Here is an 11,865-nt window from a genome sequence, read left to right as displayed (position 1 = left end):
CCTGCGCCACGCCGACGCAGCCATCGCCTACGCGGACCAGGCCGTCTCCCTGTATCGAACAGGGCCAGCCCACCTCCGTGCGTACGGGAACGAGGCGATCGCCTACACGGACCTCACTGTGGGACACCTTCTGAAGGGGGATCTGGAGGCCGCGACGGCTGTTGTGGCCAACGTCCTGGTCCTGCCCGAGTATCAGCGCATCGACGGTCTCGCCCAGCGCCTGCAGGGAGTACGCCGCTGGGTGAGCGCCGAGCCGCAGTTTCGCGGGTGTTCGTACGCGCGCGCATTGGTCGAGCGCATCGAGGGGTTCCACGCTCTCGGGTCGAGAAGAGAGCTGGCACGATGACGGCTGTGCTCTCGGGGGACGGCATCGTGTCTGCGCTCTGTCACGCTGCCGGAGTCGACTCTCGCGGGGCCAGTCTGATTCGTATCTGCGCGAACGCCGTCTACTACCTCCCTCGGGCCAACGCCGTCGTCCGCATCGCGTCCGTCGACACTGCGGCCAAGGCCCGGCGGGCGATCCGCATGGCGCACTGGCTCGAAGACGTCGGGTTTCCGTCGGTGCGTGTCCATAAGGACGTCCCGGAGGCCGTCGTCATGGATGGTGCCGTCGCCACCTTCTGGCAGTACCTCCCGCAACACCGTCAGGTTCCATCCGTCGTACGGCTCGCGCCGCTGCTGCGCCGGCTACACAAGGAGCTGCCGCCCTTCCCGCTCCCACCGTGGGACCCGGTATCAGACGCGCGCGCCAATCTGCAGCTGGCTGTCGGCATGCTCGCTGACCGCGATCGCGAGTTCCTCCTGCGATGGTGCGACCGTCTGGACAGGGAGTTGCCCTCCACCTCTTACCGTCTGCCGTACGGACTCATTCACGGCGACGCATGGGCGGGCAACCTGCTCTGGCACGGTGATGAGGTCGTGCTGTGCGATCTCGACCAGATGTGCCATGGGCCGCTCGAATGGGACTTGGTGCCCACGGTGGTCAACGGCCTGCGTTTCGGCCATCCCTCTGTTGAGGAGTTCCTGGGCTCGTACGGGTTCGACGTCATGACCGCGAAGTCCTTCTCACTGCTCCGGCAGGCCAGGGAGCTGACGATGCTGACCGGGGCGCTGCCAGCCCTGTCGAACCGTCCGTCCATCGCACGCGAGATCAGCAGAAGGATCGACAACCTGCGCGATGCCCGCCTGGGCCGGTGGACCCCATACGAGTAGCTGCGCGCTCATGAACGGTGACGTACCGTTGAAGCCGACCTTGCTTGGGAGGGCCCCGAGATGGCCAGGCATGGACACGACGTCGAGTGCGCCCAGCGCATCCGCATGCTCCGGCTTCTTCAGGCGACCGATCCTCCACCGGTCGCAGTACTGCACGCGATCGCTGCCGAAATCGGTCAGTGCTGCGGACACCATCCGCTCAAGTGCTTCCGGCTAGCTCATGGGTGGAACAGCGCGGAGAAGGCCGTCCAAGCCCTGCACCGGTTGTGCGAAGACCAGGGGCTTGGCGCGCGCGGCCTGACCAAGCGATCCTGGCTTGACTGGGAGAGCGGGCACCGGCCGGGCGCGGACTACCTCGACCTGCTGTGCCGGCTCTTTCGGACGAGCCCGGTAGAGCTCGGCTTCGCCACCGACTACACGCCGGGTGTGAAGACGTCGGTCCCCGCGACGGAACGAGAAGTGATCATGAGTGCCGCCAGCGAATCCAGCGACCACGCCGCAGAGATAGAGGCCGCAGCCGTCGGACCTAACGCACTGGAGCAGCTCAGCGACGACATCATCCGCCTGGCCCGTGCATACGTGCATGCGCCGCCGCTGCCGCTCTTCGGAGAGCTGACCCGGGTGCGCAACCGTACGTACCGACTGTTGGAGCGAACGCGGAACCCAAGGCAGCAGCACAAGCTGTACCTCGCGGTCGGGCAGCTCTGCGGCCTGCTGGGCAGCGCGAGCTTCGACCTCGGCTATCCGTACGCCGCGGCGGAGCAGGCCAGGGCCGCCCGCGTCTACGGAGAGGTCATCGGCCACAACGAACTGTCGGCGTGGGCCGATGGGCTGCTGGCATGCGTGGAGTTCTGGGCCGGTCGCCCGGCTCAGGCGCTCCGGTTGGTGGAGCGGGGGCTGGCCATCGCTCCCGCCGGTACGACTCGTGTTCGGCTGCTCAGCATCGCCGCCCGAGCGTCCGCCCTTCTCGGCGACAGCGACGGCACTCGCAACGCGATCCTTGCCGCTCGGGACGCTCGAGGACCGCAGGGGGAGTTGCACGAAGGCGTGGGCGGCGAGTTCGGGTTCGACGAGGCCCGCGAAGCCTTCTGCGCCGGATCCGCCTACCTGAACGCGGGCCTGGCGCAAGAAGCCGAGACAGAGTGCGAACGAGCGCTCAGCCTCTACCGAGCGGCGCCTGCCGAGCAGCGTTGGTACGCCGCCGAAGCGAGCGCCTGCGTCGACCTGGCCGCCGCCCGTCTCCTGAGCGGCGCCATCGACGGAGCAGCCGATGCACTGTCTCCTGTCTTCGCCCTACAGCCAGACAGACGCGTGGAGGGCCTGGTCAAGCGTATGGTGCACGTTTGTGCCTCTCTTGCGCCTATCACATCACATGAGGCGGGTGCCTTGGCGGAGAGGATCGAAGTCTTCTCAACGGAGACCGCCACCCGGATGCTTCCTACTTCCTTCTAGTGCTGTGACCGGAAACGATCACCGGGTTCGCGTGTAGTCCGTCGCGCCGATTGGATGTGCCGTACAGGTCCGATCGGCGCGAGGAGGCGCGGTGGCAGAACCGGTCAGGGTGCGAAGACTGATGGATCAGGAAGGGCAGAAGCTGCAGCGGATCGTGCGCCGGGGTAGCACCAGCTCGGTGCGGTACAGGCGGGCGATGATCGTGCTGGCCTCGGCCGGAGGTAACACCGTCCCGGTGATCGCCCGCCTGGTGCAGGCCGATGAAGACACCGTTCGCGATGTCATTCACCGCTTCAACGAGATCGGGCTGGCCTGCCTGGACCCTCGGTGGGCGGGAGGCCGTCCCCGCCTGCTCAGTGACGATGAGGAAGCCTTCGTCGTTCAGACGGCCACCACGCGACCGGCCCGGCTCGGGCAGCCGTTCACCCGGTGGTCCATCCGGAAACTCGCCGCATACCTGCAGACTCTTGCCGGCCGGGCCCTCCGGATCGGCCGGGAGGCATTACGTGCTCTGCTGGCCCGGCATGGGGTCACCTTCCAGCGCACCAAGACCTGGAAGGACTCCCCTGACCCCGACTTCGACGCCAAGCTGGACCGCATCGAGTACGCGCTGACCCAGCGCCCGGAGCGGACCTTCGCCTTCGATGAGTTCGGCCCGCTGGGCATCCGCCCTGCCCACGGGTCCGGGTGGGCCAAGCAGGGCCGGCCGGACCGGCTACCGGCCACCTACCACCGCACCCACGGCATCACCTACTTCCACGGCTGCTACTCCGTCGGCGACGACCTGCTGTGGGGCGTGGTCCGGCGCCGCAAGGGCATCGACCACACCTGGGCCGCGCTGCGCTCCATCCGGGCCGCCCGCCCCGACGGCGGACCCATCTACGTCATCCTGGACAACCTGTCGGCGCACAAGAACTGGCGCATTCTGGCCTGGGCGAAGAAGAACAAGGTCGAGCTGTGTTTCACCCCGACCTACGCCTCCTGGGCCAACCCGATCGAGGCGCACTTCGGACCCTTGCGGCAGTTCACCATCGCCAACTCCGACCATGCCAACCACACGGTCCAGACCCGGGCTTTGCATGCCTACCTGCGCTGGCGCAACGCCAACGCCCGCCACCCCGACGTCCTGGCCGCCCAGCGCCGCGAACGCGCCCGAGTTCGCAGCGAGAAAGGCATCCGCTGGGGTGGCCGACCGCTCTCAGCCGTGGCCTGACGACCGCCCAACCCGTTGATCGTTTCCGGTCACAGCACTAGCGACGATTACATGCCCCTTGAATAGCATATGGTGAGATTGAAGCAATATCAGTGAGGGACCACGCTCCGTCCTCGGTTGAGACGCAGGTGCCAGAGCGACTCGTTGTGACCTGAGTTGGCTCAATTTAGTGCGCACCTTCGGGGCTGCGGATCTGCTTGAGGGCGTCGCGTAGGTCGGCGGGCAGGGGGTCGGCGGCGGTCAGGACGTGGTTGCTGGCTTGGATCCGGACGGTGCGGTAGCGGCGGGCGGTGCGAACGAACTTCTTGATCGACCATCCGGTCCGTGCTTCGATCCACCGGCCGACCGCTAAGGCGGCGAACACGATCGTCAGGTGCGCGTCGATGGACTCGCGTTTGTGGTGGTAGATCGGCCGGGCTTTGAGGTCGTGCTTGCTCATCCGGAAGGACTTTTCGATCTCGAACAGCCGGCGGTAGGAGCTGATGACGAACTCGGCGGTGATGGGCGCCGAGCTGGCCGCCTTGGTCTGAGCTGACGGTGGCCAGCAGGGCGGGAGTCAGCGTGGTCGTCGTGCCGTTGTTGGCGGGGCGGGTGCGGGGGTTGTCGATGACAGGGATGAGCGAGCCGTCGGTCACGGTCAGCTGCTGCCAGCCGGACCAGGCGGAGGTTCCGCCGCTGGTGACGGCGCGGGCGCGCCAGCGCACCAGCCACCCGTCGGACAGCTTGCCGTGGGGGACGGTTACGGTCGCCTGCGTGCCGGAGGTCACGTCGTCGACCGCGGTGGTCCAGATCTGCCCGTTGCCCTGGCCTTCGGGTGCGGCGGGGTCGTGCTCCAGCTCGAACTCCGCCCGCACCTTCCCGCCTGCGGGGTCGGTGACCTGGGCGAGCAGTTGCGGGGTCAGCGACGAGCTGACCGTCTTGCCGCCAACGGTCTCGGACGGGGTTACCTGCAGAGTGCCCAGCACCGGGCTCGGAGGGGATGTTCCCGGCGTTGACGGTGGCGGTTCGCCAGTCCGACCATGGCGGTTTCGTCATGTTCCTGCTTTAGACCGCCGGACAGGTCAGAGTTGGCCAGGCTCAAACGGGCGCACCCCTGTTGTGCACTGGGGCGAAGGTCTCCGACGGTCAAGAATCAGGTTATCGAAGGGCTTACCTGCAGGGCTTGACTTATACGATCGACTCCCTCTTCGGATCCAAAATATCCACAGCCTTCGATTCCATTCGCCGTTCAAATTCTTCAATTCCCCGAGTTGCTATCAAGCGTGCCTCGCTCTCGGTGATTGGGAGGAGCCAAAGTATGCGAACACCGTCTTCGGCATTCTGGATATATTCGAATCGAGGACCGAAAGGGTAGGGGAGCGAAACAAATAAAGACGAAAGATGGGATCCCGAAAGCCACGGCCGACCAATATTCAGGACGCGCCCTTCGTGTACCAGATATCGGGGATCTGCATGGAAATGAGAAACCATCGCCAGAATTTCGGCATTCACATCATCCCTATATGGCGCCATAAGGACGAACTCTAATATCTCCCCCTCAAATCCAGGAATTGATCGGGCGCCATCGGAGATGTATATCCACGCATCACCCGTTCGCCTTGGAGCCACCTCCAGAACCTGAAACTCCGGAATTACGGTGCTGATTGGTCCTGGAAACGTCTTGATTGCTCGAATTGGGCGATCGCCAAAGAAGGCTGCCACATCGTCGGGAAACGAGTTGAGGTTACCGTTCGCCATTATAGCCCGTACTTCTTTTTCATCTTAATTGAGTAGCGGCGCAGGACCCCACCTTCGGATCGCTGACACTTCAAGCACTGAGTTCCATCGAAAGCACCTTCGCTGGCAGCATACGCCTCCCGCTCCTCTTGAGTCATCGCATGCCCCCCATGTTCATAGTAATGCTTCACCAGGGGGGGCTCATGCTGGGGAGAAGGAGCGTGCTTAGTTCCCGCCCTCTGAATCTCACCGTCGCATGCACTACCAGGGCATACCTTTCCATCGTTTTCGGTTCTCAGTTTGTTGGCCACGGGGTTGTCTGTAGTCTTCCTGCCACCGTAGAGGGATCTAGCATACGGTTGGGTTGGCCGCGTTGCAGCGGTAGCCGCCGCAGCGCCCTCCTCCGCTGCCACCTCGGCCCCTGCTGCTACTTCGGCACCGGCTGCCGCCTCGGCTATGAGGGCGTCCCCTGCGCCGCCGGTGACGTACCCGACTCCTAGCATGAAGAGCACGGCATCGGTGTCTTCACCCTCACCGAGGATTCCGGCGGGCTGGACTCCTTCCCTGTCCTTCAGCAGAGCCCTGCGCTGCTCCCTCTTCCTAGCGTCTTCTCTCGCCTTTGCAATCTGCTTGTCGAGGGTGTGATTCTTGACGTCCTTCTTGCAGTTGGCATTGCAGTAGCCAGCCTCGTGGCCAGCATATGCCGGAGCATACGTTTTGTACTGTTTCCTTCTCCGGTGGTGCTTACGGGCGTTTATATCTTCCTGCCATCCCTGGTCCCCGCCGTTCTGCGAGAAGGCGTAATCGAGAGGTCTCAGTCCCGTGGGGTCGGACAGCCCGATGGGGTTGTCACCGGCGTAGCTGTAGGGGTTGGCCCACTGTGGGTCGCTCAACGAGAGCAGGGGGTCGGTGGAGATGAACTTGCCGATGATCGGGTCGTAGTAGCGGGCGGACAGGTAGTCAAGGCCGGTGGAGTCGTCTTCGACCTTGCCGAGGAAGCCGTGGTCGGTGAAGGGGAGGTCGTCGGCGCCGCGGTGCTGTCCGAAGGGCAGGTAACGTTCGCGGGAGACCTTGCCGGTGGTGTCGTCGACGGCGAGCTGGGTGGAGCCGTGCAGGCCGGACATGAGCCAGGTGACGCCGTCGCCGCCGGTGCGCATGGCGATGGTGGCGCCGTCGGGGGTGGTGTAGTAGCGCTTGCCGGTGATGGCGCTGCCGTTGACCTCGATCTCCATGGAGCCGAGGTAGAGGGTGGTCTTGCCGCCGGGGTCCCGGCGGATCAGTCGGTCGCCGTCGGCGTCGTACACCATGGTGGTGTCCTGGCCGTCGATGGTGGCCTTGTCCAGCTGGCCGAGCTCGTTCCAGGAGAAGGCGCCGGCCTTACCGCTGACGGTGCGGGAGGTGAGCTGACCCGCCTTGTCGTAGGCGTAGGTGTCGGTGCCGCCGGACCTGGTGATGGAGGTGACCGCGTTCGGCCGGACCGCATCGGTCCCAGGCTGGGGGTAGTCGTAGATGGCGGCCTGATCGCCTGAGGTCAGGCTGGTGAGGTTGCCCACGCCGTCGTAGGCGTAGGACTGGGCGTAGGGGTCGATGCCCTGGTTGTCGGCGGTGTCCGTGCCGGTGCCGCAAGCGGTGGCTGTGGTGGTCCATGCCTGAGACAGGCGGTGCAGGCCATCGTAGGTGAAGCATTCATACTGGCCGGTGCTGCCGCCGCTGGCCGCGGCGGCGTCGAGGATCTTGGTGATCTCGCCGGAGATGTCGTATTCGTAACGGTCGTCCTGCGCCTTCACGGGGGCGCTGGTGTCGGCCTTGGTCGTGGTGGTGACGTTCGTGACCCACCCGGTCTTCGGGTCCCAGTTCAGGTGCCTCTTGATCTTCCCGCCCGCTCCGTAAGCGCGATCGGTCAAGCGTCCGGTGTCGGAGTAGGTGGTGGAGTCGACGTAGGTGAACCCTCCGCCCAGACCACTGGTCATCCGGGAGGGGAGGTCCAGGTCGGTGTAGGTGGAGGTGACGGTCTCGGCGGGGAGGCCCCCGGCGGCGGGCATGGTGTAGGTGGCCACCTGACCGGTGGTGGTGTAGGTGGTGGCGAAGGTGTAGGTGCCGGCCAGCAGCCCTTCGAAGGAGGGGATGGTCAGCGTGGAGCCGGTGGGCCGGCTCATCGCGTCATAGCCGGTGATCGTGTCCACGTAGGCGTTGCCGCCGACGTACCGGGTGCCGGACGTCACCTGTCCCTTGCCGTTGGTGGCCGTGTCGTAGACCCATTCGGCCAGCTTGGTGCCAGTCTTCTCTTCCCCGGACCAGAGGGCGGTCTGCCGGCCGATGTCGTCATAGGAGTAGGAGACCTTCTGGCCCTTGCCGTTGGTTGACCACTTCAGGCGGCCGGCGTCGTCGTAGGCCTGCTGCGAATCGCCCGCGTCGGGGTCATGGGATGCGGTGCGGCGGCCGAGCAGATCGTAGGTGAAGGTGCGGATGTTGCCATTGGCGTCGGTCTGCTTGATGAGCTGTCCGTCGCGGTCGTACTCGAAGGTGGTGTCGTAGTGGCTGGGGACGCTGACGGTGACCGATTGCCAGGCCGTCCAGTCCGAGGTGATGCCGTTTTTGACAGCGCGGGCGTGCCAGCGGACCTTCCAGCCATTGCTGAGGGCGCCGGTGGGAATGGTGGCGGTGGCGTCGTTGCCGGAGGTCACGCCATTGACCGAAGTGGTCCAGATCTGGCCGGTGCCGTGCTGGGTGTCGGCGGGGTCGTGTTCAACTTCGAACTCAGCGCCGAGCTGCCCGCCTTGGTCTGAGCTGACGGTGGCCAGCAGGGCGGGAGTCAGCGTGGTCGTCGTGCCGTTGTTGGCGGGGCGGGTGCGGGGGTTGTCGATGACAGGGATGAGCGAGCCGTCGGTCACGGTCAGCTGCTGCCAGCCGGACCAGGCGGAGGTTCCGCCGCTGGTGACGGCGCGGGCGCGCCAGCGCACCAGCCACCCGTCGGAGAGCTTGCCGTCGGGGACGGTTACGGTCGCCTGCGTGCCGGAGGTCACGTCGTCGACCGCGGTGGTCCAGATCTGCCCGTTGCCCTGGCCTTCGGGTGCGGCGGGGTCGTGCTCCAGCTCGAACTCGGCCCGCACCTTCCCGCCTGCGGGGTCGGTGACCTGGGCGAGCAGTTGCGGGGTCAGCGACGAGCTGACCGTCTTGCCGCCCACGACCTCGGACGGGGTGACCTGCAGGGTGCCCAGCACCGGGTCGGGCTGGTCGACGCGTATGGTCTGCCAGTCCGACCAGGCCGAGGCGGCCTCGCCGGCGACGGCGCGGGTGCGCCAGCGCACCAGCCAGCCCTCGCTCAGCTTGTCGGCCGGGACGGTGACCGCCGCTTGGGTGCCTGCGGGGACGTCGTTGACGGCGGTGGTCCAGATCTGGCCGGTGCCGTGCTCGGTGTCGGCGGGGTCGTGTTCGAGCTCGAACTCTGCCCGCATGGTGCCGCCGACGGGGTTGGTGACCTGGGCGAGCAGTTGCGGGGTCAGCGACGAGGTCACTGTGGTGCCGTCGATGACCTGGGAAGGAGCGACCTGTAGCGTGCTCACCGCCGGCTCAGACGGGACATTGCCGATATCGACGGTGGCCGACTGCCAGTCCGACCAGGCGGAGGTCACCTGGGTGGCGGTGTTGACCGCCCGGACACGCCAGCGGATTCCCCACGCGTTGTTGAGTTTCCCGCCCGGGACGGTAACCGACGCTTGAGCGCCGGAGGCGAGGTTGTCGACCGCGGCGGTCCAGATCTGGCCGGTGCCATGGGCGGTGTCGGCAGGGTCATGTTCGAGTTCGAACTCTGCCCGAAGCGGCTGCCCGTAGGCGTCGGTGACGGTGGCCAGCAGCTGCGGCGTCAGCGACGACACCACCGTGTGCCCGTCGGTCGTCTGGGCGGGGGTGATCTGCAGCTGGGAGACGGTGGCGGCTGGGACCTTCACTGTCAGGGCCTGCCAGCCGGACCAGGCGGAGGTGTTGGAGCCGGCGGCGACCGCGCGGGCGCGCCAGCGGACCTTCCACCCGTTGCCAAGCTTCCCGGCGGGAACGGTGAGGGTGGCCTGGGTGCCGGAGGCAACGTTGTCGACCACCGGGTCCTGCGCCGCCCTGATGGTGGCAGCCGACCAGGCCGACCAGGCCGAGGAGGTAGAGGTGCCGGTATTGGTGGCGCGGACCCGCCAGCGGATGTGCCAGCCGTCGCTCAGTTTCCCGGCCGGGACCACCGCGGGGGCATCGTTGCCGGAGGTGACGCCGGCGGAGCTGCCCGCCCAGATCTGACCGGTGCCTTCTGCGGTGTAGGCGGGGTCGTGTTCGATCTCGTAGTCGGCCCTCAGGCTCCCGCCGGCGGAGCCGGAGACGGTGGCGTGCAGGGTCGGGGTCAGCGACGATACCGCGCCGCCGGCAGACGGGGTGATCGACAGGTTGCCGACCGTGAGGGACGACGGCAGCGTGTAGGTGACGGTCAGTTCCGGCGCCTGTTGCCCGTAGTCAGGAGCAGCGTCGGCGAACTCGGAGGAGGCGTACATGCGCCAGTCATTGTCCGCGCTCTCGTCCACAGCTCGCATCTGCAGGCCGTATCGGGGCTGACCGGCGGCCCAGTCCTGGGCGATGCCGGTGACATCCCACGTAACCGGCATCCCTGCCCTTCCGTCGCCACACAGGTCGTAGTCGTAGGCGTCCTGGCGGGCTACGGCGTCCTCGCTGGTTGCATTCGGCTGGCTGTTCCAGGTGACGGTGTAGGGGTCCCAGGCGGAGGTGACCCTTCTGACCTGGATGCCGGAGCCGAACGGCCCGCACTGAGGTGCGTACCAGTCGGTCAGCGACAGATTTGCCTGCGTCACCGTCGCACCGGCGAGGAGTGAGGTGTCGAACTGCAGGTATCCACGCCCGATACCGACCCCTCCTGTATCAAGCTCTCCCACACCGACATCGAGCGTCTCGTCGTCCACGCCGGAATAGCTGCGATCCCAGTCGATGACGTAGGTGTCGGCTTGCAGGGAAAGGTCCACTGTCGGGTCGACGGTCACCGGGTAGGAGAGTGTGGGGTCGGCCAGGAAGGACGCGTCCGGGGCCAGCTCCAGCACCTGGTGATCGCCCTCACTGCGCAGGCGGGTAGCGATACGGCCCGTGCGCCGACGCCAATCCTTGGCTTTAGCCTTGGCATCCGCCTTCGCGTTCGTACCGGCCTGGGCGTTGTTCGCCTTCCCGCCATGGGTGGGCTTGGGGTACATCACCGGCTGAGCCACCGGCGCGACCAGCTTGCCCGCGCTGTCGGTCAGCGTGAGCCGGCCCTGGCCGTCCTGCTGCAGCTTCCACCCGGTGGTCTTCACGTTGATGCGGTAGTTGAGCTGGGTGGTGGGGCGTTCACGCAGCTCGATGTCGTGACGGACACCACCGGGCAGCACGGTCACCACCAGATCGGCACCCGGCCCGGCCGCATCGGCATAGCGGGCCTTGTTCCGCTCGACCGTCGGCTTGGGCAACGGGGCCGGCCAACTCAACTCGATGGAGTTGCCCGCTTCATCGGCCACAGTCGCGAAGGGCCCGCCACCACCGGCAGACACCTTCACCGAGGGCCCGGCCTTCGGCACCAAGGCGCCGTCCTTGTCCACCAGACTGGTGTCGATCGGCACCCACGCCCCGTCCCGCTCAACCCTGGCCGAACGGGTGCTGACCGTCGTGGTGAACGTCTTGCCATCCGGATTGGCCACAGTCGAACTCGTCGCCGAGGTCAACCCCGCCACCTCGACCGGCTTACCCGACCGCTTCGCCTCAACCGACGCGCGGATGCGCGCGTCGTCCTGCACCTGCGCCACCGGCGCATCCGCGGTCGGTGCTTTCGAGGCTGGTGCGTTCGCGGCGGGGGCGGCACCAGCCGCCGCGGACTTGGCCGTTCCCGTCTGCGTGTTGCCGATGGTCCAGATGCTGCCGGTGCCATGGGCGGTGTCGGCCGGGTCGTGCTCCAGCTCGAACTCCACTCGCGACGCCCCCGCGTCGGGTGTGGTGACCCGGGCGGCCAGCGCGGGAGTGAGGGTGGAGGTGACCGTCTCCCCCGACAGCACTTGCGATGGGGTGACCTGGAACTGGTCCACCAGCGGGTCCGGCACGTTCACGGTTGTGGTTTGCCAGGCCGACCAGGCCGAGGAGGCGGAGGCGCCGGTGTTGGTGGCGCGGGCCCGCCAGCGGATGTGCCACCCGTCGCTCAGCTTCCCGGCCGGAACGACGGCGGGGGCATCGTTGCCGGAGGTGACGCCGGCGGAGCTGCCGGC

At 66.7% G+C, this 11,865-nt stretch carries 5 protein-coding genes and 2 pseudogenes; 4 read left to right on the top strand and 3 right to left on the bottom strand.

The genetic code is table 11. The annotated features are described in order from the left end of the window. The 4 genes and pseudogenes from HCK04_RS39290 to HCK04_RS39275 form a co-directional block, all read left to right on the top strand. A pseudogene (locus HCK04_RS39290) lies at positions 1-346 on the top strand (hypothetical protein); the annotation flags it as partial. Beyond that, positions 343-1,212, top strand: coding sequence for an aminoglycoside phosphotransferase family protein (locus tag HCK04_RS39285; protein ID WP_142652604.1), 870 nt, complete (start codon positions 343-345; stop codon positions 1,210-1,212). The pseudogene HCK04_RS39290 and the gene HCK04_RS39285, both read left to right, overlap by 4 nt. A 60-nt stretch (positions 1,213-1,272) precedes the next feature. Then, positions 1,273-2,664: an XRE family transcriptional regulator gene (locus HCK04_RS39280; RefSeq protein WP_142652603.1), complete on the top strand. Its 1,392-nt coding sequence runs from the start codon at positions 1,273-1,275 to the stop codon at positions 2,662-2,664. Between the two features lie 91 nt (positions 2,665-2,755). Then, entirely contained in the window at positions 2,756-3,877 is a 1,122-nt protein-coding gene (locus HCK04_RS39275; RefSeq protein WP_168066627.1) for an IS630 family transposase, read from the top strand. Positions 3,878-4,043: 166 nt separating this feature from the next. Here HCK04_RS39275 and HCK04_RS39270 read toward each other — a convergent pair. The 3 genes and pseudogenes from HCK04_RS39270 to HCK04_RS39260 form a co-directional block, all read right to left on the bottom strand. Next, positions 4,044-4,373: pseudogene (locus HCK04_RS39270) on the bottom strand (IS1634 family transposase); the annotation flags it as partial. 671 nt (positions 4,374-5,044) lie between these two features. Continuing rightward, positions 5,045-5,614 (bottom strand): suppressor of fused domain protein, encoded by a 570-nt coding sequence (locus HCK04_RS39265; protein WP_142652601.1) that lies wholly within the window; start codon positions 5,612-5,614, stop codon positions 5,045-5,047. After that, positions 5,614-11,709: a DNRLRE domain-containing protein gene (locus HCK04_RS39260; protein WP_205831260.1), complete on the bottom strand. Its 6,096-nt coding sequence runs from the start codon at positions 11,707-11,709 to the stop codon at positions 5,614-5,616. The genes HCK04_RS39265 and HCK04_RS39260 overlap by 1 nt, the downstream gene beginning before the upstream one ends. Between the last annotated feature and the right edge of the window lie 156 nt (positions 11,710-11,865).

It is taken from the genome of Microbispora sp. CL1-1, assembly GCF_012034195.1.
Classification (GTDB): Bacteria; Actinomycetota; Actinomycetes; order Streptosporangiales; family Streptosporangiaceae; genus Microbispora.
The sequence above is the reverse complement of the archived record's forward strand: the minus strand, read 5'-3'. Positions and strand labels throughout refer to the sequence as shown.

Bases quoted from the DNA above. Each gene is read 5' to 3' on its own strand.
- HCK04_RS39285 (WP_142652604.1), top strand. From the start codon at position 343: ATGACGGCTGTGCTCTCGGGGGACGGCATCGTGTCTGCGCTCTGTCAC.
- HCK04_RS39280 (WP_142652603.1), top strand. From the start codon at position 1,273: ATGGCCAGGCATGGACACGACGTCGAGTGCGCCCAGCGCATCCGCATG.
- HCK04_RS39265 (WP_142652601.1), bottom strand. From the start codon at position 5,614: ATGGCGAACGGTAACCTCAACTCGTTTCCCGACGATGTGGCAGCCTTC.